This is a genomic window from Pseudomonas sp. PS02290 (assembly GCF_029960075.1).
In the GTDB taxonomy this organism is placed as follows: Bacteria; Pseudomonadota; Gammaproteobacteria; order Pseudomonadales; family Pseudomonadaceae; genus Aquipseudomonas.
This window is the reverse complement of record NZ_JASCOY010000049.1, coordinates 1-22,353: the sequence shown is the minus strand read 5'-3', so window position 1 is coordinate 22,353 and position 22,353 is coordinate 1. Positions and strand designations below refer to the sequence as shown.

The following is a 22,353-nucleotide window of genomic DNA, read 5'->3' as shown; positions in this document are numbered from 1 at the left end:
TTTTTCGCGGCGCTCGTACAGGAGACATGCACCTGGTGCTTTGCAGTAGCGCCTGCAGATTTTCCTGGATTCTATAGTTACCGGAGTCGGCTAACAGCAGCAGTACTTGATAGAACTGACCTGTCGGTGCAGTCAGCGTTCCGATGCTAGCTCGCTATTCCGGATATGCAATCACAAGCAGACAACACGGATCAGAACGGGGATGCCGTATCGCTAGCTCGGGCCTTCGCTTTTTTGCCCCGTTGCCTGAAACGCTGGCTAGGCGCACAGATGAACTTACAATTCCAGATATTGACTGGTGGCCTATGCGAGAGACCGCGAGGGAGACGAGTCGTATCTAGGGAGCGCATAAAAGAACGGCGCCATAACGGCGCCGACAGACCAAGGAGCAAGGGCCCTAGAGTGGAGGTCACGATTAGCACTAGCCGACTCCCTTTACGCCAAACGATCCGGGCGAAGGCTAAAGCTGTAAAACTATAGACGCATCTTCCTTTCTGAAGCCTGTTCGCTGCATTACATTTCTGTAAGCTTGCGCCATCTCTGGGGCTTTTGGATCACACTGAAGCTGTAGACCTACAGGAGGACCTAGCATGAGAATTTTGGTAGCGGAAGATGAACCAAAAACTGGAACCTACCTCCAGCAAGGACTCGTGGAAGCAGGCTTCAGCGTCGACCGCGTTGTCACGGGTACAGATGCCCTGCACCAAGCTTTCGGTGACAACTACGATTTGCTGATTCTAGACGTCATGATGCCGGGCTTAGACGGCTGGGAAGTCATCAGGATGGTCAGGGCCGCGGGCAAGGCAGTTCCTGTCCTTTTTCTAACAGCCCGTGATGGTGTTGACGATCGGGTGAAAGGACTAGAGTTGGGGGCTGACGATTACCTAGTGAAACCCTTTGCATTTTCGGAACTATTGGCCAGGGTCAGAAGCTTGCTTCGTCGTGGAAACAGCAGTCCTCAACAAAACACCATAAAGATCAGTGACCTTGAGATTGATCTTCTCAAACGTCGGGCGACACGCTCAGGTAAACGCATCGATTTAACCGCGAAAGAGTTTTCTCTTCTGGAGCTTCTGATGCGGCGGCAGGGTGAGGTATTGCCTAAATCATTGATCGCGTCCCAAGTTTGGGACATGAATTTTGACAGCGATACCAACGTGATTGAAGTGGCCATTCGCAGACTACGAGCAAAAGTCGATGATGGTTTCGACCCAAAGCTTATTCATACCTCTCGCGGCATGGGCTACATGCTTGATGCTCCGGATACAGAATGAAGCGCGCCTCGCTAACGCTGCGCCTTAGTCTGATGTTTGTGTGCGCCGTGGTCGCGGTTCTGGTCGTCGCTGGGGTTAGCGTCAACGAGCTCACTCGGCATCATTTCAAGGAGCTGGATCGCCAAACGCTAATGGAAAAGCTTGAAGCAACGACACAAATCCTTGACGGCAAGTCAGGATCACTAGATGGAGCTGACGTTGAGCTTCAGCTACGCGCACTACTTGGTGCACATCCGGAGCTGTCCGCCATTATCATGGGCAAGGATGGTGTGGTGTTGTTCTCGGCTCCTAATGCAATTAGGCCACCGGGGATAGAGCCTGACCCCGAGCACAACATCTCGGAATGGTCGGAAGCTGGCCGCATGTATCGTGGCATGACAGCTACGGTTCGAACGGTACATCAGGCTCAAGCGGTGACCGTCTGGCTGATCCTTGATGTCACCAGCCATATGCATTTTTTCGAAACCCTGCAGTGGTGGTTTGTACTCGGTTTGGTAGTCAGCACTATCGTAAGCGCAGCGTTGGGATGGCTGGTAGCGCGCAATGGGCTACGCCCGGTTGAACAAGTAACACGCGCGGCTGCCGCAATGTCGGCTCGGTCGCTGAAGGAGCGCATCCCCCTTGAGCCAGTGCCCAAAGAGCTGTTGCAGCTGGTCTCCTCGTTCAATGCCATGCTGGCCCGGTTGGACGAGTCCTTCGTCCGGCTCTCTAATTTCTCTGCCGACATTGCGCACGAACTGCGAACCCCAATCAGCAATCTGCGGACCCATACGGAAGTCATCCTTGCCAAAAAGCGGGCGCCAGAGGCCTATGAGGAAAACCTGTATTCAAATCTTGAGGACCTCAACCGGCTCTCCAACATCATCGACGGCATGCTTTTTTTGGCCAAGTCGGACAACGGGTTGCTTCTGCCCGCTCAGGAGAAAGTCGACCTAAGAGACGTGGTTGAGAAGCTTTTTGAATACTACCAGTTGCTTGCCGATGAAAAGCAGATACAGCTCCAGGTATCAGGAAGCGGCTTGATTTCAGGCGATCCAGTGATGTTGGACAGGATCATCTCTAACCTCTTATCAAATGCGCTGCGCTATACGCCTATCGGTAGCACTATCGTTGTTCAGATTAAACCTGACGGCAGCTTTATTGCTCTAGAGGTGACAAACCCAGGCGAGGAGATACCGGAGCAGCATCGGAGCCGTATCTTTGACCGATTTTACCGTGTGGACCCGGCCCGACGAGAAGGTGGTGCCAACAATGCAGGCCTTGGCTTGGCAATTGTCCGCTCTCTGGTTGAGGCTCACGGCGGAAATATTAAATGCGTATCGGAACAGGGAGAGACGACGTTTCGGATTGAACTGCCGGCCCTGCGTGCGTAACCGTTACCCAGCCTTCTAGGAATTTGGAACGCACGGTGGCAGGACAACCCTGTCGGGTGGTGGTGGCTCTGGCCTTAACTGGAGCGGCTTCGAAGTCAGGAAGGTCCACGCTCACGTTGAAAACCAAAGCTCCCCCAACGGCGGAGCGCATCGGCGGCTCTGGTCCGCCGAACGCTCTTTTTCGTTTCGGGCCGAGCTAATATGGGAAGAAGATTGGTTCGCTTCACGTTAAGCGGCCATTCCTTCGCACTCATGAGCACACTGATTGCAAGCGCTGGCACACGCTTGGCAGTGGTCGTGAGAATGTCTGGAACATTCAGCAGCGCAATCTCGGCACGCTTGGGCACATAGCTTACAAAGCTGAGCTGCGAACGGACTATTTCGTGCCATGAAAACAGCTGCCAGGCGACAAAGGTCTGCACAATCAAGGTCAAGCTTGATGCATTGCGCCATCATTTTAACGTTATCTTCGCCCAAGCAGGCGGAAGCGCAGGTATCGCAAGCAGCGGCGCAGGATAGACAAGCTGCGATGCAGCTATCGAAGGACTGATTCATCAGGCATCTCCTAGTGGACAGGTCGATTGCGACTTGACGGAGGAAAACCCCGTCAAATCATCTCGACCTGCTCATCCAAGAGGCGGTTTCTTTATTTTTATTACATTTCTGTAAGGTTGCGTTCTAGCGCGCAAACACCCCGTACAGGTGAGCGAGCGTTCCAGCTCCATCAGGCCAGCATCGTGGTCGATACCGCTGGCAGGTGATGAGTATGTTTCTTATGCCGCCATCCCACCGTGGATTGGTGATAAGAAGGGAGAATCTAACGCAAGCTGGCAAGACTAAGAGTTGATACGTAACGAGGCTATCAGGCTCTTTTAAAAAATAACCTATTTTATCACCATAAATCTAGGTCCGGGAACCGCACCTTTGTTAAGGGTTCCCTAGCTATGACTGGGTTGTTGTCAAGGGTTACTTCAGAAAGGATCGACCACATCGCCGTTAGGCGAGTAAAAGACAGATTTGTTAACGACGTTGAAATCTCGATCCTGGTAGGCAGCGCGCCACATGACGTCTGGAGCCTTGCACCCCAGCAGGGAGAGGATGGTTTTGTAGTAGTCCAATTCCTTTCCATGTGAGGTCGGATCGTAGGAATTGGAGTACACGACCTTGTCCTCATCAAAATCCTCGCCAGCGGCCGGCTCTTCAAGTACCAGCAGATAGAACTCAGAATATGGCTTATCCCAGCCAATCTGCACCCGGACCGGTCGCCTGATTTTCTCGCAATGCACACACACAAAATGCTGGCTCATCGGGTCGGCCTTAATGACTGGTTAACGGAACGCACAGGGGAATCGGGGCCTGCACCTTGCTCGATTGCAGGCCCAGGAGGGTCACAAGCTTAGAATTTCATCGTTCATGAAACAGACGAGATCGTCCCCAAGCTGCCTGATAAGCCTGGCTCTCGATGAATCACTCGGAGCGATCTTGTAGAACTCAAATTCGTTAGCTGAAGACTTTTGCCGAACGATCACATGTGTCTTGGCCAGTCGCTTGAGTTTCCGGAGGCGATCCACTTCATCGATCATTTGAGTAACGGCATCACCAAACCAGTTTCTAGAGTCAGTTGGTTCTTCGTTTAATTGCCCCGCAGATTCTAACGTGAGCGTATAGGCGTTGGACTTCAGAGCATTGACGATATAGTCCAGGGTTTCAACTGGTACATCAATGACTGTCGGACCACCGTGCCCAGAGTTGCTGACTAACCCGATCTTTTTGTTTTGGAAGTAGACCTTGCACGACCAAGCAAGACCGCGACCAGTTTCGGTGTCGGAGTAACCCTTCAGTGTCAGACCAATAGCTTGAATTGCTTTGATGTTTACGTAGTTTTCCATGATCACCTCCTTGGATGTGTGATCAAGTATATCAACTATTCCGTATTGTAGCCATTATACAGAATGGAAGGGCCAAAAAAATTTGGCCCTGTTCAGTTCATAATACGGAATGAACACAAAATATTGAGAATGCCGCCATTAAGACCAGGCTGATGATGACGGGGCGTTTAATCGGTAGTTGTCGGTTACTCGCTAAGGTCACTACAACAACCGCTGTACCAATTAGCGGCACTAACCAGCCTACTGGTGCCCTCATCAGGATTGACATCACAATTGAGAATGGACTCTCTCTCTGTGGAGTCAAAGCCCAGAACGGCATATTACCACTGCCAAGAACATATCCAGCAGTGAGGCACAAGGAGCCAAATAAAATGAGTCCAACGCAGACCCATCCCCATGCTTGCCATCTCGCAGTATCAGCCACTCTACTCGCGACAAGCTCACTGGTTCGTGCGACTGCAGAAGAGAGTGTGCTCAGAGCTTTCTTGCTTTCGGCATCGACAATGTCGGCAATTAATTCCCTCTGCTTCTCGATTACCACATCGACCTGGCCAGCGATTAGCCCTGGATATTTGCTGTATAAGGTGTCGTACGATTCTAGTGCCATCAAGATCATCCAAATGGCATCGTTGTCTCTGATGTTTAGAGCATTCTTTACACGGTAGAGTCGCTCAACCTCTTTCTCAGAAGGTTGACGACCTAGCAATTCTTTAAAACTGCTTTCGATGTCATCCACCAATCACCTCACCGATCATCCGAGTTGCATCGCGGCGCCATCTGGACAATTCCGCACGATTTCCAATTGGGAGTTCCGTCATAGCTTTTGAGACCGACAAGCGTTTGCTGTAAAGATCGTCACTAACTCTGTCTGCTAAATCGGGTAGCAACAGCGATTTCCCGCCTTCGCTTTCAATCATTTCTCGGGTTTTTGAGGAGTTGTAGAGTTCAAACTTCTGCTCATCGCCAAAATATCCGTTTCTGATGACATGCACCTTCGTTCCTGGCAGTGCATCGCGGTACTCTTTCAGCAATTCTAAGCTGTCTCTCTGACGGTTGATCACCCACAGTGTCGTAAGCTCACGGCCCAGCTCCGCCAGCGTGCTGTTAAGAGTTTCACCGTAAGCAACTACACCTTTGTTATTGCGTGCCGCGGTGTTGATCACTACGACGTGTTCTTTGAATTCATCGCAGGCGTTTACCAGATCAATCCACCCATTTGCATCATCAAGGTCAATCAACCTTGTTTCAATTTGATCTTTGTACATCTTCCAGACGTCAGGGTTTGAAGTGTCCGATTCAATCACGAGCACCTTCACGCCTGCTTGTTCCAAGGAGTCAACCAGTGCAATCGTTGTGAAGCTTTTTCCTACGCCCCCCTTACCTCCTCCGACGACATAGATATCACCTTTTTTCGCGTCTTTAGATTTCATCAGAATCTTCCTTTGGAGTGAAACTACCAGGTGGAGCCGGTGTTACACCGGCTGAATTTTTGGAGCTTGACGTCGGTCTCGTAGCGACCGACGCAGCAGGCTTTTCGGATGCTTTTTTCTTTACCTCGCGACTGGTGTTGGATGATGGCCGACGCGGTTTGCCGCTCGACCTAGAATTCGACTTCCCCGGCGACCCCTTCACCTTCGTTAGATAGCTTTTCAACGTTGTTGGAGCGATCTCCAATCCACTTTCCCTGAGGATTTCCGCGATTTTCTCGATGCTGTACCCCCGAGACTGCAAGTCTCGGATTGACGAAGCCATCATCCTTATTGCTTCCAGATTTGAAATCTTCCGATCTGGATTTTCAACCTCTGGCATTTCCTCAAGCTTGCCCCTGAGTATCTCAATCTGCGAAACGCTGATCGCCATTCGCCTTTCCTCGAAACGTGCATTTACCCCGATTGTATGGGCATCTCTTGCGCAGTCAAGGTCCGTACGATAGCCTGCATACGAAATGCGGTCTAGAATTTAGGACAGGGTAGGGTTTGTACTCCCGCCATAAATGGCTTCCGTACAACCGGCCTCGCTACAGTCGTTTCACTCCCTTGCGAGGCCTACCTCCCTGCTCAGGGCTACGCCCCGAGACCCCTTGAACAGCGAAGGACCTATTTATGAGTACGAGTGAACAGCGGCGCCGAACCGGCCGCCTGCCACCTATCAGGTGTTTTGAGGACGAGGAAGAAATCGTTAGGCAGAAAGCCTATGACTGCGGCCAAAGCGTGGGGCAGTTCATGCTTGCCACTGCGCTGAACCGGCGCACTCGTAGCAAGGTTGAGGGCCACATCCTCAACGAGTTGCGGCGGCTCGGTGGTCTTCAAAAGCACCTTTACAACGAAGGGGGAGGCAGGCTTTCAAAGGAGTTGGCGGAGATACTTGTTGAGCTGAAGGCAGCCATCATGAGGATAGGATCTTAATGCTTGCCAAAGTCCCGCCCCGCAGAGCTGACGGAAAGTCTAGCTTCGCCGATTTGGTCGCGTACGCGACACAACGCGATGATGAAAAAGAGGAAATGACTGATGAGCTCGATCCAGGCTACAGCCGAAGAGACAACGCAATTCTTGAATCTGCTAGAGCGCATCTCCAAAGAGCAGCAGACAATCTGCGAGCGACTGGACGAATTAGCCTTACAGATGCAGATGCCATCCGAGGGCGTCTTGGAAGTGCTCGAAGGGCTCTTGATACCGATGGGCGTCGACATGTCACGTCTCAATACGAAATTCCTGGAGACGTTGACCGAAGTGGCCAACAACAGTTCGACGAGGTAGATTCCGATGAACATGAAAGAAGCATTACCGCTGCTCGAAACCATCTTGCAACAGCAGCAAGTTATCTCAGACAAGCTACAAGAAATCATCCTGACTTTTCGGCACGAGCCCGAGCCCGTCGAACCTCAATTACGTTTCATGCTTCAGCCGTTGAGCGAAGGGATCGAAAACATGAACAAGCAGCTTTAGCCGACCTCGAATCAGGCTCACTGCTAGGTGACTCGATTAATGAGAAATCTACTTCCGGAGTTTCGTGTCAGCACAACTGTTTGAGCCTGGAAACTGCGGCCGCTGAGATGAGAGCCGTTGCTGCTCAGAATGCTAGAGTTAAAGACCCGGTTTACCATGTCATTCTAAGCTGGCCTACTGGTGAGTCTCCAACCGATGAACAGGCGTTTGCGTCTGGCCTACATGCTATGGAGTCTGTAGGCATGAAAGATCATCAATACGTGTTCGCGATCCACCACGATACAGATAACGTTCATCTCCATATGACCGTAAATCGTGTTCATCCTGAATCGTTCAATGCTGTATACCCGGACCGAGATTATTTTCGGTTAGATTACGCAATGCGGGAGCTGGAACTGCGTTACGGTTTGCAGCACGACAATGGACCTAATGTCGTCGTTCAAGAAAATGGCAGACCTGTTATTCAATGGGCATCCAGTAAGGCAAAACAACAGGGGAAGATTCCAACAAAAGCAGCTGATATGGAACGCCATGCAGATCAGCAAAGTCTTCACTCCTACGCTCGTGGTGAACCGCGCAAACAGATAGCGAAATTGCTCAAGTCCGATAAGGCAACTTGGCAAACGCTTCACTCCACTTTGGCTAAATTTGGGCTGGGTATTCGCCCTAAGGGGCGAGGGCTTGGAATCTATGATTTTAATGATGTCTCAGCGACAGGAATTAAAGCGAGCGACATGCACGAGCAGTTGTCGTTAGGACGGCTTGTCAAATCCCTCGGAGAATATCAAGAGCGCGAACTCCCCAAAGGCTTTATTAGCGCGACCACCTACGATAAGTACGCGAGTCCTAAGCGAGATCCTCTTGAGCGTCAAACACGCCGTCAAGAGCGCGCACAACTTCGAAAAGCGACACGGGCACGTTATGATGCCTACCGCGTTGCTTTTGTATATCGTCGAGTTGATAAAGAGTGGGTCAAGCGACAGTTTATGCTCATACGCGATCAGGCACGCCAGCAACGAGCGGACATAAAGTCTCGGATAAAACATCCTCTTGATAGGAAGGCATTCTACAGTATTCTCGCGTTTGAAACATTAAGAGCGCGTGAGGAACTTAAGACTAAGGTTCAAGTACTGTGTCAGGAATTGAAAAGTGATCCAACAAACAAAAGACTTACATTTCGCGAGTGGGTTGAGCGGGAAGCTGCTAACGGCGATGCGGGTGCCATTAGTCAATTGCGTGGATTTTCCTACGGTGACAGACGCAAAGAGAATGCCCAAGCTAACGCGATCATCTTTGCCGGAGATATTGACCCTAGGGCAAGTTCTAATCTCTTTTCGGCCGGGACTGTTCGCCGTGATGGGGCAGTAGTTTTTCGTAGGTCTGAAGGGGATCCGGGATTTGTGGATCACGGTGGGAAGGTTTCATTCCCCAGTGGTCTTCTTGACGATGAGCTCCTCGGTCACGCACTTGATGACACGCGGGCTCGATGGGAGCGCCCCATGGAGATAAAAGGATCACCTGATTTCGTTGACGCAGCCCTCAAAGCGCTCATTGAGCGCGGATACGCCGGCGAACTCGCCGACCCTAACCAAAGCGCTCGCCTGAAAGCTCTGGCTGAGCAGCTGGCCGTAGCTGAGTCACGGCCTGTAAAACCCGGGCCACGTGCATAACAGTCATTGTTATGCGCTTTTCCGTATTGTAGTATCTATACGAAATCAACGGAGATAATCCTATGGACCTGAACCGATACCCGTTTGTCGCGTTGCTCGCTGGCCTCGTGCTCACAGGTTGTGCTTCAAAACAGCCTGATGTCAGCGCCCAGGCACTGATCGATCAGCAGATTCTTGAAGCTTCCCAGAAAATTGAAGCCGCCCAGGTCGACTTGTATCAGGCCGGAGCCCTGAATAGCAGAGTCGTCATGCGCAATCCCAGCACCAATTTGGACGACAAACAGTCAGTCACCATCAGTTGGCAGGGTGACGCTGTTCAGCTGTTGACGAAGCTTGCACAAGACCGCGGCCAGCGTTTCGAGTTTATGGGGTTACGCATGCCTTTGCCTGTAAACATAGACGTCAAGGGTGTCCAGTACCAAGCGGTCCTATCCATGGTGCGAGCGCAAGTTGGATACCGCGCTGTCATTACTGAGGTCCCAGGCAAACTGGTTCTGCAATACAACCGGCCCCAAGGCTGAATAGGGGGATTTTTATGAATCGGTTTATGTTCGCAGTGCTCCCACTGATGGTTTCGTTCGCCACGCACGCTGCAGAGGAGCCGGTGCTCGATCCATCGAATAACGATACGAAGTCCACTGTAGAAACGTCGCCTCCAGATCTGGACGCTCTGCTCAATCCACAATCCAAGGCGACCACCAATGTCACTGACATCCGCTCGCAACTGCTATCGGGCGTCGGTCATACGGTGGGCTTTCGTGGTGGCATGGCCGCTCGGGGACATGAGCTGGTCGACGGCCTGAATAGCCGGGAACGAGCGCTGGATGCAATGTACAAATTTGCTCCGATGATTGCGAAAAACGGGACCCTGCCTCCGGTTATTGTAGAGGCTCGCGACTTATCGGCGTTCACCCCGGATCAGATTCGTACCGCTAACCGCGTTTACAAGATTGAGCGTGAGGAGCGATTCGTCAGTGTTCCACCGACATGGAGGGATTACCTCTATGTAGGGCTCCCAGTTCGTCAGTCAGTGGAGCTGCCTGCATTCGAAGCTCGGCCGCAGGATGATGATGAAGAAAAGATCTGGAAAGCAGCTGTCCGTGAAGGGTGGGCCGACGGTTACAAGCAAGCCGATGCAATTCTTGAAGCAAACTTCCATCGTCTCACGCGCGATTACACAGGCATGCACCTCTACTCAACCTTGCTGCAGGCGGACATGATCACGACGACTCGGGTAGCTGAATCCCAGCAAACCGTCACCGGCGACAGCAAACAGCTGATGTTGGGCGACAAACTGCGAAGGGTTACAGACAAGGCTCAATTCGTAACGGATCCCGGCAAATGGCGCCCAAGCGTCAAGAAGGATGCTGTAAAACCGAATTCGGTAATCGCACCTATCGCTCCGGCGCCGGCGAAATGATTCAACCGGTATTGGAGCCATTCAATTTTGAAGGCGATCTCGGTCCGCACAGCTTTCGCAGATTCCTGAAATACTGCGCGGATCAGGGCGTATCAGATGTGTTGGTACAAGGCGGTGACTATATTTGGGCGGAACTTCACGGAAGGCAGCTCCGGGCCTCCGTGTCTACGGTGAAGCAGGGGCAGCTTTCAGTCTTGATCGCTGCCCTGTGGTCTCCTGAGATTGAAAGCCTGATCAAGCAAGGCGACGAAGGCGTTGATCGCGCTCTTGAGATCACAGGCAGTGATATCGGCCTCGAGCGCGGTATGACCCTGCGCTTCCGTACCAACTTTGTTCAGGCTCGGATTGCGAACCTGGATGAAGCCTATTCGATCACCATGCGAGTGATTCCGGTCGACCTACCTGATATCCATAAGATGGGAATCGAGCCCGATCTGTTTGAAGAGCTTTTTCCGGAATCCGGATTGGTCATCGTCTGCGGTCCAACCGGTTCAGGAAAAACGACCTTTCAAGCTGGCATATATGGGTACATCGGCGTGGTGATGCCCGATCGTAAGGTCATCACATTCGATGATCCTATTGAGTACGTCCTCGGTGGTCCGCACTGGAAGGGGCCTCAACCGGCGCAATCGCAAATTGGACGGGACATCAAAGATTTTCCTAAAGCGATGCGCAACGCTGTTCGACGGAAGCCAAGCATCATTGGGATCGGCGAAGCTCGCGACCGTGTTTCCATCGAGGCCATGGTTGAAGCCAGCCTATCTGGCCACACGTGTTACGCCACAATGCACACGGAGTCGGTAGCAGAGACGATTAACCGGGCCATCCAAACCTATCCTCCTGAGCAGCAATCCGGGATTGCATCGCGGCTTGCTGGTGCGTTGCGGGTTATCATTGTTCAAAGGCTGCTCAAAACGACTGATGGTAAACGCGCTGCAATCCGAGAGTACCTGGTGTTTGATCGAGAGTTCAGGTCGGAAATGCAGACCCTTCCATACAACGAGTGGGCAATGTTGATACGTACGAAGCTTGAAGAGGCCCAGGCGACTCTTGACGATCGTGCGTGGAAGCTGTTTCAGGACGGCAGGATCCTGCAGGACGAATTTGTCGGTGTTGCAGGCATGAAGGAATTCAGAAGGCGCTCGCTGAGTGCGCAGGAGAACTAGACCAATGCCCTCGATTTGGAGAGCTGCATCTGAACCGCTGACCGCTTTAGGCATTCCGGTTTCGGCGTACCTGCCCTTGTTCGGCTGGATGTACTTCCCGAGCTGGACGACCTTCTATGTGGCTGTGGGTGTGATCATCATGTTTGGGATCTTGGCCAAAATTGGCTGGACCCTGAGCGTTTGCTGGAACAAGTTTCTCGGTTTTTTACGGGGCGGGGTGATCTACGCCAGGCCCTGGTGGTTCCGAAAGCGCTTTCGAGATTAAAAAAAACCGCCTAATCAGGCGGTTTTTTTTGGGGTGCTTGGCGATTTCACTTACCGGGCTCGCGGCCCTCTATCCTTCTGAGATGGGGAGCCTAGTCCGGCGGTGGCTGAATCCACCTGGCTTTGACTCGGCGGTTCCAGGGTAATGCGTATGCCAGGATTGAGCCGGCAGGAAGCTTCCTTGATCGAATCCCAATGTGAATGGGGGACGATCCCCACTGTCAGTGGCTTTTCGCTAATTGTTAGTTTAGCCGGGTATGCTATCACTTTGATGTGATCCCAGCCCGGGGCTTCAATTAGCGAAGAAACCAGATCCGGTCTTTGCTGCAAAAGCAAATGAGGCTTAGCCAGCTCCAGCTTACTTGGTGTAATCCCTTCATTGGCTAGGCGTTCGTGCAGCACTGTCTGGAGGTTATCCATCATGCTCCTGGACATCCTCGCAAACGATATAAAATCGTGATTGGGAACATCGTCAGGACGCATCATGTTTGGGTTCTGCTTTTGATCCAATTCAACCAAAAAGTCGACGACTGTGAACTGGAGTCTGTTCTTGTCCGCATAAGCTCGTGCGGCCATAAATCCATCTTGCTTGCTTTGATAGCCGTACAACGCTGGGAATGCCCCCGAAATCGGAGCGTCCGTCGGCACACCACAATCTCTGAGCGCAATTGCCCTGGGGGCAGGCCCGGAATAGAAATAGACGCTCGATAACTCAATAATATGTGAGTCTGGCTTATCAGTCGTGCTCACCTGTGCCACCTTGTTTTGACCAACCCTGAATCAAGACTTTTTCAACGTTCTGTCGATCTCCTACGTTGCTCGCTACATCCTGCATCAAGCGTTTGCATTGCTTAGGAGTCAGCGCAAGTCTCTTGAGCGCTTCGATCCATCGCATCACCGGCCTACCTGGCTTTCCATCATGCAACATTAGACGATAAACCGAGGGCGGTGACCTCCCAATGAGAGTCGCAAACGCGTCTCGGTCTTGGGGTGTGTCCTGCAGCCCTAAAAACTCATAAAACTCCCTGATGTCCAGCGGTGGCTGAACAGGCGACGACGCTGGGTGTTGACGATAAAGGTGAAGCAGCATTGCGATCACCGGATCACTAATTTGCTCTGCAGACAGATCTGGATTTGTCAGCTCCTCCCATTTGGCCTTCTGAAGGCCAAAGGCATCCGCTGCCGCTACCTTGGTCAGACCATTCTCGATCCGCCACCGTTCTAAATCTGTCCCACAGATCGGGTCAATCTCGTCAGTGTCGATAGACATTTGCTCCCCTCAAATGAAGCTGTAAAGCGCCTGCATCGGCCTCTGTACACGGTTCTTCCAAAACCGTGCTATTTTGAATAATATACACAATACGAAATTAGTGCAGCCACGGTCCAGCCCGAAAGCAGCTGAGGTGAAGCTCGCAACTTCACGGTCAGCCTTGCGGCGTAACGGGCAAAGGACTCCCTACCCACCTCCACAGAGGCAGGAGCGCCCATGAGCGTTGAATCAGAAGCTTTATTGCAAGAGTTTCGCCTAGCTGTTTACGAAAAACACAGCTCGCCGCAGACGGCGGTGGAATCCTCTCCAGATGGCGCCATTCGGCATCGTGCCGAGGCGTATCAGGCTTGGCTTCAAACTAGCCAAGCTGACGGTGAAAACTCCTCAATTCCCGATACCCTACTAAGGCACTGGGTCGCTGCTGATATCACGTCCTGGCGTTCAGTAGATCCTACTTCCGCAGAGAAATCTGTTGCCGCATTACATCGTAATGTTTTTGCATACGATACATACGCAAAATTGCTAAAGGAACTGCACCAGGACGTCTACGACCAGATTATTTCGCGTTCGGAGGTGGCTGAATCGTTTAATGGCTTCAGTAACGCCGGCGCCCCTGGTGATGAACCGACCGAAACTGATCCCAGTGTGATTCTCAGTGAGCTGCTGAAGGACATCACATACCGGGAGCGATCGGATGGAAGCGTCCTTTACCTCTTGAAGGAAAAGCCGATTTTCGTGGATCACGGGCAACAGATCCTCATGGAGGCCAAAGCCCAAGATGACGAGCTGGCCATTCTCGCGGCGCTACACATGGCGAAACAAAAATTTGGCGGGTCAATTGAGTTGACCGGATCGGACGAGTTCAAGCGTCGCGCCCTTGAGGTGATGATCAAGCACGACGTGCAGGTAGTACTTAAAAACCCAGCACAAGACGCTTTACGTCGCGAAATAATGGGGTTGCCTCCTGTCGGGGACTCTGCTCAAGCGCAGGACAATTCCGCCGCTCCCGATTTACCCACTCAGAATAAATCGTCCCAACCTGGGACACCTGATTCGGCAGCATCAGCTTCTGCGCCAGATGTCAGTGCTCCCGTTGCGCCGGCAGCTGAGCCGGTGAACCACTACAAAGGTGAGGTGCTGGAGTACGGCTCGGCGCCATACCAGTTTGATATCTCAAACAGCCGCAGTTTCTTCGTTACGCTTAAAAACACTGACGGTGAATCCAGGACCACGTGGGGTGTGGATCTGGAGCGAGTAATTGATGAACAGCGCGTAGGCCGCGGCGATCAAGTGGAACTGACGAACCTCGGTCGCAAGGATGTAACCATAGAGGTGCCTGTTCGTGATAAGGCTGGGCAGGTTCTTCGATATGAAGAACGCCAGACCCACCGCAACGAGTGGGGAATTGAAGTAACCGGCAAGGCACCTGCGGATGTCACCCCACCTCCCCCGTTTGAGCCGGGTGAATCCGCTATCAAGGCTCATGACGCCAAATGGCTGGGTGATATGGGTGTGCCTGCTGACGTTTTTGATACTCATCCCAAAATGCTTTCGATGCGTGGTGAGGACCACGCTGTTTTTCTGCTAAGTGGCATTGAGACCACTGCTGAGGGCTATGCCACTGTCGAAAGGCTTATGGCTGAGCAAAACTACAGAGCGGCCTTCTCGGCCTCATTCGACGCTGAATTTGGTCGATACAACGGCCACTTCCAACAGCAGTTGGCCGATTCCGAAGGGTACGCAATTGCACGAGAATTGCTCGCTGACGCTGAGACCAAATATGGTCCGATTCCATTAGCTGTGATTGACTCCGAGGCCCACATTCAAGATGCGATGGCCAAGGGGGATCTGGAAGCCGTTATCGATGCAATCGAGGCGTACGATCGACAATATCTGGCTTCACTCGATTCCCATCGACAGTCTGGCAACAGTCCGGACCAAGTGGATGGTCCCATTGGCTTCGCCGCAACCGAGGCGGTGCCCGAAACTCGTATAGACGAGCGTCCTGTGGCTGAACAGGATGGGGTAGATCAAGATCTGTCTTCTGACCGCCTTGATTTCGTGCACAACGGGCAGCCGGCATACATCGATCTGGAGCAGTACCAAGTCCGACCACTACAATCGACCGACGCCGCTCCCTCATTGGCACCGGAATTACCAGTCGAGGATCAGACTCCGTCAGGTAAGTCGAACGACCAGCTTTTGGTTGAGCAAACAGATTCGGGCCGACTCACCTTCGTTCACCAGGGTGAACCAGCCTACGTGGATTTAAGCCAGTATGAGCAACAAGCACCCCTCTCCGACGAGGCCCGGGCAGAGGTTATTCAGGAGGTTTCCAAAACGTTCGAAACAGACCCAATGGAGGCGTCAGTTCCGGCACTGGATCCCGCTGCTCGATCCGCCTTAGAAGCGGAATGGAACGTGTTGCAACACGAAGGTTTGAAAGATCGCGCTGACAACTTTCAGGTGATCAAAGACGCGTTGATCGCTGCATTAGGCGCGCGGAAAGAGGAGCTCGATTCTGAAGCCAGAACGGCCGAGAAATCTAAGCCATTGGGCGCGAGGCTGATTGGGGCGGTCTTCGGCGATGCAGATTCCCATGGCTTCAATCAACGAATTACCTCAATCAACCACGCCATCCAGGAGCTCAAGACTGATAAGCCTTTCGAAATTTGGCGCTCCGTTAGTCAGTCTATGGAGGCTGATCTTAAATACGAAGAGAGGTTGATTCGAGCTGGCACACCCATGTCGGCTGCTGCTGGAGAACTGCGGCTCCCGCGTGATGAATGGGTAAAGATTCAGGCGAGCCTGCGTCTCAGCCCAACTGGTCTTGCACCAGCTGCGACTCGTTTCACTCCCTCAAGTGAGGCGTTGGCAGATGCTGCAGCTAAGCGTGACGCGGTGATCACTGACTTCGTTAATCAAATCGCCGACACATCCTGGAAGATACACAGGCAAAACTTCCTGCCGATGGCCAAAATCGCGATCGAGCATTGCGATTTCGAATCTCGTGTGAGGCCCTACTCAGCACCCCCTCTTCAAGCTGAGCACCAATGCTCCCAACCTTTTGAAGAGTTGAAATCCGACTTGTTATTGCCGGCCCCAAGCGTTCATACCGCTGATGATTTGAAGCCAGTGAATGTACGCGAATGGTGGCACGAGCAACGTGTAGCGATTGAATCATGGGGGCGATCGTTAGACGAGATGGAAAAGGATCTTCAATCACTTGGCGCTGAGCCTCAATGCGACCAGTTTTTTTGGTTTGATAAAGCCGGCCAGCAAGTACCGCCGCCGGCGGATGAAGCCAAATGGATTAAGCAGGGCCAGGCATCGGAAGCACAAAAAGGCGAGCCTGATGGTTTTAGCAGTGGCGCGCTTTCCCAAGACAGCTCGATCGGAGAGCCAAAGCTCATCCTCCGTGGGGCTACCAAAATCGCTGACAACTCATTTGACACGACAGTCCAGCTTTATCAGGGCAAGGGCGACTACTTGCATGGCTTCATAAAGGTCGATGGTTGCAAGCATCAGGTTCTTGCCTTCATGAACGAAAGGCATCGGGATCCCAAAACAGGTGAGATGAAACCGAATTTCATCACTCTTTCAGAACGCGCCAGCCCTGGCAATGAGGGCGGGCAATGGAACCAGATCGGTCATGGCAATGGCGTAAACCGCCGGGGTGACGGCAAGGAAGTTCATTTCGACGAAGTCGTCTTCAACGTGGGAGGTGCCATTGTCAAGGCGAAGGTTACTGACCAAGTTGACGAAGCTCTTCACACGAAGCTTGGCTTTGTTGAGCCACGGAAAGATCGCGATAAGCCTCCCGTGGAGACGCTGAATCTGTCACCAAACACCGCGCCTGTGAACGAAGCAATCGCTCCAGCGCAATCTATCAAAAAAAGAGTACGCGCTTAATGTTTGCTCGCTTCCTGGTTACGAGAGGACCTGCAATGAAACCACTCACTCGCACGCTACTGGTCGTGTTTCTTTTGTGTTCTTGCTTTGGCGTACAAGCAGCCACTTGCCGCAGCGGTGAAGCAGCCATGCGCGGTGGCGAAGCAGGTCTGTCTCGTGACCAGTCAGCGGCAGACTCTAATGAAACAGCTGAGAAAACGTCATCGGACATCTTGGGAAAATGCGTCGGTGGCATCACCGGCATTTTCGGCACCACCAGCTTTCCTGATCTGTCGCAGATCTGGCAGATGATCAAAGACAAGGTGTGCTCAATCGCAAGCTCACAAGTGCGTGGGGTCGTTTCTCAGGTCAATGGCCAAATCAACGGTGTCATGACCCAGGTGAATGGTGCTGTTACCGACACTATCAACCAGACCGGTGTTAACAACACTGGGGCGGGGACTGTGATCAGCAGCGGTGACACACACATCGGCGGCCCATCTGTACAAAACACCAATGGATCGGGCTCAACGGACTCAGCATTTTGGAATGACATCTGGAAGTAATCACCATGGAGGTGGCCATCATGAAAGAGATTGAGGATTTGGCGAGCAAGCAATCGAAAGCGGAGGGACTGGTCTTGTCGGTCCCGCCTAAAGTCATGCTCGACATCGAGCAGTATCGAAACGCACGAAACGAAGCTCTGGCATTCAACGATGACAGCAACCTATCGCTCGTGGAGGAGCTGAGTCAGCGGTGGCAAACCGAAGCAATGACTCTGGCTCGCTGGTTGTCTGCGCAGTTCCCCGATGACGAGCTGACACCGGAGTAGATTTATGAACCCACCTCAGATCATTGCAGAACTGCCGATGCTCAAGCAGACGCAAACAAAGGCCACAAAAAAATACTCATGGCCTGCTGGGGAGACCATGGACGTGGTTTGCCCAAACTGCACAGCAATTGTCGCCACGCAGATTAGTGTTGTTCGTGACGACGACCTGCCGTTAAGACCTGAAGACTGTGAGCGTTGCAATGCCCAGTTCGAAGTTTACCCGGGCGGCAAAACCGTGCTGGTATCAGCTCCCTTGTCAGGCCCGCCAAGTGAGAGCGGGCTGAAGGCAATCAGCTTTTTTGAGTCACTTACCTTCGACCCAAATGGGGCCCGTGATTGGCCATTCACCACTGAGGTTGAAACTCTGGTAACTGTGGCCTGGCTACAAGAATTTGAGGACGGCACCCAACAGTTCGTCGATGCTGATCAGGAGCCGCCGCATATCTACAGCCCTCGCCTGGCTCCGGAAGCGCTTGAACGCTTTTGCGAAACGAACATCGAGCTATACCGGAAATTCCATGAAATGCACGAAGCTGCACTTGACCGTCGCGAGCCCACGCCAATGACACCTTTCTGGTAACGCATAAATCCGTCGCCTCCCCCTACCCGGTTCGCCAACCTGCACAAGCTGCCTTCCCGTTCCAATGCCCGCCGCGTGCGGGTTTTTTTGTGGCCGTGATTCAGCAATTGACGCTATATCGGTTTCGATATAGTCTCTGTTTTCCACCTCTGAAAGAGTAAACCGCTGTACATATTTTATTGGGTACCCAAACACGGGGCCCAACCCTACCGAGGAAATGTCATGGAAGCCGCAAAGCTGCTCACTGCTAATCAATCGCGTCTCAGACGCACTAGGAGTAAACGTGCAATTTCCCGAGCCGAAACAGGTGCGATTTGTTGACTGCAATCTGAATGACTTCGATCCCAAAGCTCGGCAACGTGCGGGTTATCAGATCGATCTGATTCAACACGGTGAGGAACCTTTCGACTGGAAGCCAATGGCAAGTGTGGGCCCAGGCGTACGGGAAATCCGAGTAAAGGGGAAGAACGGGGCTTTTCGCGTGTTTTATGTGGTCAACCGTCCGGAGGCCATTTACGTGCTGCATGCTTTCAAGAAGACCACTCGAAAGACGGAAAAGCGTGATATCGGTCTGGCCAAGGCGAGATTGAAATCACTGGGCTGAAAGATGCACGGGTGATGTACGGGCGCTGGGTCAAATGCCAGTTCCCGAGCCCATGGCACTGTCTGTGCCAATACCCAAGTGGGAGGGGGCAAGTCGCCCCATGAGAGGTTAAACATGGCTGCAACTAGCTACGCGAGTATCTGGGACGCGTGTGCTGATACGCCAGGAGAATCCGCAAATCTGCGCGTACGCTCTCAACTGATGAGAGCGATCAACCGCGTTGTGAAGGGATGGGAGCTGCCGCAAACCGAAGCGGCCAAGCGTCTGGGCATATCTCAGCCACGCTTAAACGATCTGCTGAAAGGCAAAATCGACAAATTTTCGCTGGATGCTCTAGTCAACATGCTGGCCGGTGCGAATCTGTCGATCGCGGTAGAGGTTAAGGAAAGTGAATTGGCTTGAAGGACTCATGCCGAGGGAGCGAAGCACATCGATAAAGCCCGCATTGATCGCGGGCTTTTTTGTGGCCGAAGGTTGGTCAGTAGTGAAAGCGGCAGGCGATGATCGTGAGTAGGCCCCCTTCGTAGAAGTATACAAGGCGGTGTTCTCGATTTATGCGGCGCGACCAGTATCCCGTTAGATCACCTTTCAACGCTTCGGGCTTGCCCGTGCCGGTGAAGGGGGTCCGCATAATCTCGCCGATCAAGTCATCAATGGATGAGCTTATGGCTGAATCGCTCGTGGTCCAATGCTTGTAGTCGTCCCAGGCATCGTCAGTGAACGCGACTTTAACGGTGGTGCGTGCAGCCTCTTTATTCTGTTTCTTCTGCTTCTGCGACATGTAGGGAAATCTCTTTCAAAGACGCTTTCCCGGCTTGATGGCTTGCAATAGATCGACGCAGTCGTGTGGCGTTGCACTCCGTACCCAGCAGGTACATCGTTTCAGCCATAGCGTTGTAGTCGGTCAATGACACCAAAACCACCGCATCACCACGCTGGCGCGTGATAACAGCAGGCTCGTGATCCCGGCACACATCGTCCATTGCCTGTTTCAAACCGGCTCGGGCCTGGCTGAATGACAAAATTTGCATCGAATAGATTCCTATCTGACCTCAGGTCAGGGTTCGACCAGACGTGAGCCTGACCGTGAGGAACAATGCAGACGAGCCCTGCAGGCATCATCTGGAAAAGCCAACCCCTCAGGGGTCGACTGAAATGCAGCTGTAGCAGGTGCTGCTCCACTCCGTTGAGAGCAATGCACGACTGGCTACGCTGAGAGTCTTCGGGCATCACCCTGGACTAGTCCGTCATAGTACAGAGCTTTGTACATACTTCAACCCTACGCTTGCTTATTTCTTGGTCCAGGAGGCCAACAATTAGCGCCTTGCTTTCGCGCTAACGCCCGTCGGCGCTGAAGCACGCGCGCGCAAACTGATTGACGCCTTTGTGCATGGACAGTAGTTTGTGCGTCTCAAGGACAACAGCCAGAGCAAGCCGCTGAACGTGCAAGCAACTGAGCGTCACGGCAATGAATATGATCGGGCAAAAGTGGTATCCAATTTCAAAGGGCAGTGATAGCCCGAAAAGCGCCGTTCAGGCAATCGAATCAATCAACAAGATGGTTGAATCCACCGGCGTGCGGGTCATCAGCATAGAAACCGTTTATGAGCTCAAATGGCACCGCCTAAGCCATGTCGTAGTGGGCATTCGGGTCTGGCACGACTCCCAGTGATAACCCCGCACCTGTTGGTGCGGGGTTTTTTCTTTATGCGCGCATCTTCTTCGCTTCTGGTGCAGCGTTGCCCTGCAGCACTGTCGACTTTGGCGTCCACGTCGAGACGTAGTTGTCGTCAGCTTGCATCAGCTTGAGCTCGGTCATCACATCACGGGAGTCTTCCCTCAGGTTTTCCAGACGGCTTTGCTGCTGGAATGGTTTCCCCTTTTCTATTTTGGCCTTGGCCAGCTCATCTCTTTCCCCAATCCGCGAATGTTCAGCGTCGGCACGCCAGGCTTCAAACCGGTCTAGGAAATTGTCGATTCGGCTAATGAAGCCTGGCAGGCTGAATTTGTCGTCGGTCCGATACACCAGGTTGTCTGGCTCGTACGAATCGTTGCCTGTAATCGTGAACTGAATCTTGTGCCGGCTGCAGGAGACATCAATCTCAAACCCCCTGTAGGTGCCGACACGGATGATTGCCGCACGTTGAAAGGTGTCTTCTGCTTTGCGTTCGACGGCTACCTTCATGCAGCCAAGGATTGCGCCAAGCAGCTGATCTTTGTTGTCCTCGCTGTAGCTCTTCGCTGCAGTTCTGAACATAAAGCTGGAGCCTGTCCCAGCATCGCGTTTGGCTATCTCCCCATTCCAACGAGCAACCGATCTGTCAGCGCGTTTGTCTGCTTCTTCAAGCCAGGTAATCCGGCTGTCCAAGGCATGCTGATTCCGTTTGAAATTGGAGAACAGCGCTTCGACCTTCTTTAAGTCCGCGGCAAGTTGGACTTGGAGGAAAATAAGAGGATTGCCGGTCGCAGCGGCCTTCATCTCTGCAGCGTTTGCAGCTTCGCTGGCCACGTCCTCTATGACACGTTGAAGTCCATCGCCTTTACGGAACTGCTCTATGCCGGCAGCCTTGTACTCGATGGTCTGCCACATCCTGCTGTCATAGGTCTGCTTGGTCGCATAGCGCAGGATTTCGATCTCGAAACCATCTGGATCCTGCTCATAGAACAGATTTCCCTGACGCTCGATCCGGCCATCACGCTGCTCAAGATCGGCTGGACGCCAAGGTGCGTCGACGTGGTGTAGGGCGACCAGTCTGCGTTGGACGTTCGTACCCGCCCCCATTTTAGTGGTTGAGCCAAGCAGCACCCGAGCTTCACCGCGATTCATTTCGTCGAAAAGCTTGGACTTTTGCAGGTCTGTTTTGGCTTCATGGATGAATCTCACCTGGTCCGCCGGCACGCCCTTCTCGATGAGTTTCGAGCGGATCTCCTCGTATACGCTGAACGATGCATTCCCAGCCAGGATTTCATCCATAGAGATGACCTCCCCTTCATCCTCATCATCAAGGGAGGCTTCAGGAGCGGCTTCCTGTCGTTTCTTTCCTTTAGGTGTAACGGCTCGCGTTTGAAATCGGCCGCGCTCGCAATCAATGCGATTCCCGGCTCAGATTAACTGCAACTGACGGAGCAGCCGGGCTCACATTAACTGCGAGTGAGCTTGCATTCAGCTGCGTCG

Annotated in this window: 26 protein-coding genes; 15 read left to right on the top strand and 11 right to left on the bottom strand. The window is 52.6% G+C overall.

Features of this window, described 5'->3' with window-relative positions; genetic code table 11:
- Positions 1–590: 590 nt before the first annotated feature.
- Positions 591–1,274 (top strand): heavy metal response regulator transcription factor, encoded by a 684-nt coding sequence (locus tag QMX88_RS19205; RefSeq protein WP_065990713.1) that lies wholly within the window; start codon positions 591–593, stop codon positions 1,272–1,274.
- The gene (locus QMX88_RS19200) at positions 1,271–2,647 is read left to right on the top strand and encodes a heavy metal sensor histidine kinase (protein ID WP_065990711.1); all 1,377 of its coding nucleotides are present in this window, start codon (positions 1,271–1,273) and stop codon (positions 2,645–2,647) included. Before QMX88_RS19205 ends, QMX88_RS19200 begins: the two co-directional genes overlap by 4 nt.
- Positions 2,648–2,875: 228 nt before the next feature.
- Here QMX88_RS19200 and QMX88_RS19195 read toward each other — a convergent pair whose 3' ends face one another.
- The 6 genes from QMX88_RS19195 to QMX88_RS19170 all read right to left on the bottom strand — a co-directional run bounded on the left by QMX88_RS19195 (position 2,876) and on the right by QMX88_RS19170 (position 6,396).
- Positions 2,876–3,202: a four-helix bundle copper-binding protein gene (locus QMX88_RS19195; protein ID WP_371136442.1), complete on the bottom strand. Its 327-nt coding sequence runs from the start codon at positions 3,200–3,202 to the stop codon at positions 2,876–2,878.
- A gap of 416 nt (positions 3,203–3,618) precedes the next feature.
- Positions 3,619–3,954: a hypothetical protein gene (locus QMX88_RS19190; protein ID WP_280319792.1), complete on the bottom strand. Its 336-nt coding sequence runs from the start codon at positions 3,952–3,954 to the stop codon at positions 3,619–3,621.
- An 81-nt stretch (positions 3,955–4,035) separates the two neighbouring features.
- Positions 4,036–4,536: a hypothetical protein gene (locus QMX88_RS19185; RefSeq protein WP_280319795.1), complete on the bottom strand. Its 501-nt coding sequence runs from the start codon at positions 4,534–4,536 to the stop codon at positions 4,036–4,038.
- Positions 4,537–4,633: 97 nt separating this feature from the next.
- Positions 4,634–5,272, bottom strand: coding sequence for a hypothetical protein (locus QMX88_RS19180; RefSeq protein WP_280319798.1), 639 nt, complete (start codon positions 5,270–5,272; stop codon positions 4,634–4,636).
- Entirely contained in the window at positions 5,265–5,966 is a 702-nt protein-coding gene (locus tag QMX88_RS19175; protein ID WP_280319800.1) for a nucleotide-binding protein, read from the bottom strand. Before QMX88_RS19175 ends, QMX88_RS19180 begins: the two co-directional genes overlap by 8 nt.
- Positions 5,956–6,396, bottom strand: a complete 441-nt coding sequence (locus QMX88_RS19170) for a hypothetical protein (RefSeq protein ID WP_280319803.1) — start codon at positions 6,394–6,396, stop codon at positions 5,956–5,958. Before QMX88_RS19170 ends, QMX88_RS19175 begins: the two co-directional genes overlap by 11 nt.
- A gap of 242 nt (positions 6,397–6,638) precedes the next feature.
- Between QMX88_RS19170 and mobA the strand changes: the two genes are divergently transcribed.
- The 6 genes from mobA (at position 6,639) to icmT (ending at position 12,002) form a co-directional block, all read left to right on the top strand.
- Positions 6,639–6,941, top strand: coding sequence for a plasmid mobilization protein MobA (gene mobA / locus QMX88_RS19165; RefSeq protein ID WP_280319806.1), 303 nt, complete (start codon positions 6,639–6,641; stop codon positions 6,939–6,941).
- Positions 6,941–9,151: a TraI/MobA(P) family conjugative relaxase gene (gene traI / locus QMX88_RS19150; RefSeq protein ID WP_336620237.1), complete on the top strand. Its 2,211-nt coding sequence runs from the start codon at positions 6,941–6,943 to the stop codon at positions 9,149–9,151. The genes mobA and traI overlap by 1 nt, the downstream gene beginning before the upstream one ends.
- 62 nt (positions 9,152–9,213) lie before the next feature.
- Entirely contained in the window at positions 9,214–9,672 is a 459-nt protein-coding gene (locus QMX88_RS19145) for a DotD/TraH family lipoprotein (RefSeq protein ID WP_280319814.1), read from the top strand.
- A gap of 14 nt (positions 9,673–9,686) precedes the next feature.
- Positions 9,687–10,571 carry a type IV secretory system conjugative DNA transfer family protein gene (locus QMX88_RS19140; RefSeq protein WP_282371852.1) on the top strand — a complete coding sequence of 295 codons (885 nt, stop codon included), beginning with the start codon at positions 9,687–9,689 and terminating at the stop codon, positions 10,569–10,571.
- Positions 10,493–11,737 carry a plasmid transfer ATPase TraJ gene (gene traJ, locus QMX88_RS19135; protein WP_282371851.1) on the top strand — a complete coding sequence of 415 codons (1,245 nt, stop codon included), beginning with the start codon at positions 10,493–10,495 and terminating at the stop codon, positions 11,735–11,737. Before QMX88_RS19140 ends, traJ begins: the two co-directional genes overlap by 79 nt.
- 4 nt (positions 11,738–11,741) lie before the next feature.
- Positions 11,742–12,002: an IcmT/TraK family protein gene (gene icmT, locus QMX88_RS19130; protein ID WP_280319823.1), complete on the top strand. Its 261-nt coding sequence runs from the start codon at positions 11,742–11,744 to the stop codon at positions 12,000–12,002.
- A gap of 50 nt (positions 12,003–12,052) precedes the next feature.
- Here the strand turns inward: icmT and QMX88_RS19125 are convergent, their stop codons facing one another.
- A complete protein-coding gene (locus QMX88_RS19125; RefSeq protein WP_280319826.1) occupies positions 12,053–12,751 on the bottom strand; it encodes a hypothetical protein in 699 nt (232 codons plus the stop codon).
- Complete coding sequence (locus QMX88_RS19120) at positions 12,738–13,271, bottom strand: hypothetical protein (protein WP_280319829.1); 534 nt, start codon at positions 13,269–13,271, stop codon at positions 12,738–12,740. Before QMX88_RS19120 ends, QMX88_RS19125 begins: the two co-directional genes overlap by 14 nt.
- Positions 13,272–13,487: 216 nt before the next feature.
- On the opposite strand from QMX88_RS19120, the gene QMX88_RS19115 reads away from it, so the two are divergent.
- From QMX88_RS19115 to QMX88_RS19090, 6 genes are all read left to right on the top strand, one after another.
- Entirely contained in the window at positions 13,488–17,183 is a 3,696-nt protein-coding gene (locus QMX88_RS19115) for an LPD7 domain-containing protein (RefSeq protein WP_280319832.1), read from the top strand.
- A gap of 35 nt (positions 17,184–17,218) precedes the next feature.
- Positions 17,219–17,728: a hypothetical protein gene (locus QMX88_RS19110; RefSeq protein WP_280319835.1), complete on the top strand. Its 510-nt coding sequence runs from the start codon at positions 17,219–17,221 to the stop codon at positions 17,726–17,728.
- A gap of 20 nt (positions 17,729–17,748) precedes the next feature.
- Entirely contained in the window at positions 17,749–17,994 is a 246-nt protein-coding gene (locus tag QMX88_RS19105) for a hypothetical protein (protein WP_280319838.1), read from the top strand.
- Positions 17,995–17,998: 4 nt separating this feature from the next.
- Positions 17,999–18,574, top strand: a complete 576-nt coding sequence (locus QMX88_RS19100) for a hypothetical protein (RefSeq protein ID WP_280319842.1) — start codon at positions 17,999–18,001, stop codon at positions 18,572–18,574.
- Positions 18,575–18,857: 283 nt separating this feature from the next.
- Positions 18,858–19,178: a type II toxin-antitoxin system RelE/ParE family toxin gene (locus QMX88_RS19095; protein WP_432422176.1), complete on the top strand. Its 321-nt coding sequence runs from the start codon at positions 18,858–18,860 to the stop codon at positions 19,176–19,178.
- 114 nt (positions 19,179–19,292) lie between these two features.
- Positions 19,293–19,580, top strand: coding sequence for a helix-turn-helix domain-containing protein (locus tag QMX88_RS19090; protein WP_280319845.1), 288 nt, complete (start codon positions 19,293–19,295; stop codon positions 19,578–19,580).
- A 76-nt stretch (positions 19,581–19,656) separates the two neighbouring features.
- Here QMX88_RS19090 and QMX88_RS19085 read toward each other — a convergent pair whose 3' ends face one another.
- Together QMX88_RS19085 and QMX88_RS19080 are read right to left on the bottom strand one after the other, a co-directional pair.
- Positions 19,657–19,959, bottom strand: a complete 303-nt coding sequence (locus QMX88_RS19085) for a Txe/YoeB family addiction module toxin (protein WP_280319848.1) — start codon at positions 19,957–19,959, stop codon at positions 19,657–19,659.
- Positions 19,931–20,209, bottom strand: a complete 279-nt coding sequence (locus QMX88_RS19080) for a type II toxin-antitoxin system Phd/YefM family antitoxin (protein ID WP_280319851.1) — start codon at positions 20,207–20,209, stop codon at positions 19,931–19,933. The genes QMX88_RS19085 and QMX88_RS19080 overlap by 29 nt, the downstream gene beginning before the upstream one ends.
- A gap of 437 nt (positions 20,210–20,646) precedes the next feature.
- On the opposite strand from QMX88_RS19080, the gene QMX88_RS19075 reads away from it, so the two are divergent.
- On the top strand, positions 20,647–20,850 hold the full coding sequence (locus tag QMX88_RS19075; RefSeq protein WP_280319854.1) for a hypothetical protein: 204 nt from the start codon (positions 20,647–20,649) through the stop codon (positions 20,848–20,850).
- Between the two features lie 33 nt (positions 20,851–20,883).
- Here QMX88_RS19075 and QMX88_RS19070 read toward each other — a convergent pair whose 3' ends face one another.
- A complete protein-coding gene (locus QMX88_RS19070; protein ID WP_282371850.1) occupies positions 20,884–22,152 on the bottom strand; it encodes a helicase C-terminal domain-containing protein in 1,269 nt (422 codons plus the stop codon).
- Positions 22,153–22,353 lie beyond the last annotated feature (201 nt).

What these genes read in the sequence shown, in the direction of transcription:
- QMX88_RS19205 (WP_065990713.1), top strand. Translation starts at nt 591, where the DNA reads ATGAGAATTTTGGTAGCGGAAGATGAACCAAAAACTGGAACCTACCTC.
- QMX88_RS19200 (WP_065990711.1), top strand. Translation starts at nt 1,271, where the DNA reads ATGAAGCGCGCCTCGCTAACGCTGCGCCTTAGTCTGATGTTTGTGTGC.
- QMX88_RS19195 (WP_371136442.1), bottom strand. Translation starts at nt 3,202, where the DNA reads ATGAATCAGTCCTTCGATAGCTGCATCGCAGCTTGTCTATCCTGCGCC.
- QMX88_RS19190 (WP_280319792.1), bottom strand. Translation starts at nt 3,954, where the DNA reads ATGAGCCAGCATTTTGTGTGTGTGCATTGCGAGAAAATCAGGCGACCG.
- QMX88_RS19185 (WP_280319795.1), bottom strand. Translation starts at nt 4,536, where the DNA reads ATGGAAAACTACGTAAACATCAAAGCAATTCAAGCTATTGGTCTGACA.
- QMX88_RS19175 (WP_280319800.1), bottom strand. Translation starts at nt 5,966, where the DNA reads ATGAAATCTAAAGACGCGAAAAAAGGTGATATCTATGTCGTCGGAGGA.
- QMX88_RS19170 (WP_280319803.1), bottom strand. Translation starts at nt 6,396, where the DNA reads ATGGCGATCAGCGTTTCGCAGATTGAGATACTCAGGGGCAAGCTTGAG.
- mobA (WP_280319806.1), top strand. Translation starts at nt 6,639, where the DNA reads ATGAGTACGAGTGAACAGCGGCGCCGAACCGGCCGCCTGCCACCTATC.
- traI (WP_336620237.1), top strand. Translation starts at nt 6,941, where the DNA reads ATGCTTGCCAAAGTCCCGCCCCGCAGAGCTGACGGAAAGTCTAGCTTC.
- QMX88_RS19145 (WP_280319814.1), top strand. Translation starts at nt 9,214, where the DNA reads ATGGACCTGAACCGATACCCGTTTGTCGCGTTGCTCGCTGGCCTCGTG.
- QMX88_RS19140 (WP_282371852.1), top strand. Translation starts at nt 9,687, where the DNA reads ATGAATCGGTTTATGTTCGCAGTGCTCCCACTGATGGTTTCGTTCGCC.
- traJ (WP_282371851.1), top strand. Translation starts at nt 10,493, where the DNA reads ATGGCGCCCAAGCGTCAAGAAGGATGCTGTAAAACCGAATTCGGTAAT.
- icmT (WP_280319823.1), top strand. Translation starts at nt 11,742, where the DNA reads ATGCCCTCGATTTGGAGAGCTGCATCTGAACCGCTGACCGCTTTAGGC.
- QMX88_RS19120 (WP_280319829.1), bottom strand. Translation starts at nt 13,271, where the DNA reads ATGTCTATCGACACTGACGAGATTGACCCGATCTGTGGGACAGATTTA.
- QMX88_RS19115 (WP_280319832.1), top strand. Translation starts at nt 13,488, where the DNA reads ATGAGCGTTGAATCAGAAGCTTTATTGCAAGAGTTTCGCCTAGCTGTT.
- QMX88_RS19110 (WP_280319835.1), top strand. Translation starts at nt 17,219, where the DNA reads ATGAAACCACTCACTCGCACGCTACTGGTCGTGTTTCTTTTGTGTTCT.
- QMX88_RS19105 (WP_280319838.1), top strand. Translation starts at nt 17,749, where the DNA reads ATGAAAGAGATTGAGGATTTGGCGAGCAAGCAATCGAAAGCGGAGGGA.
- QMX88_RS19100 (WP_280319842.1), top strand. Translation starts at nt 17,999, where the DNA reads ATGAACCCACCTCAGATCATTGCAGAACTGCCGATGCTCAAGCAGACG.
- QMX88_RS19090 (WP_280319845.1), top strand. Translation starts at nt 19,293, where the DNA reads ATGGCTGCAACTAGCTACGCGAGTATCTGGGACGCGTGTGCTGATACG.
- QMX88_RS19085 (WP_280319848.1), bottom strand. Translation starts at nt 19,959, where the DNA reads ATGTCGCAGAAGCAGAAGAAACAGAATAAAGAGGCTGCACGCACCACC.
- QMX88_RS19080 (WP_280319851.1), bottom strand. Translation starts at nt 20,209, where the DNA reads ATGCAAATTTTGTCATTCAGCCAGGCCCGAGCCGGTTTGAAACAGGCA.
- QMX88_RS19075 (WP_280319854.1), top strand. Translation starts at nt 20,647, where the DNA reads ATGAATATGATCGGGCAAAAGTGGTATCCAATTTCAAAGGGCAGTGAT.
- QMX88_RS19070 (WP_282371850.1), bottom strand. Translation starts at nt 22,152, where the DNA reads ATGGATGAAATCCTGGCTGGGAATGCATCGTTCAGCGTATACGAGGAG.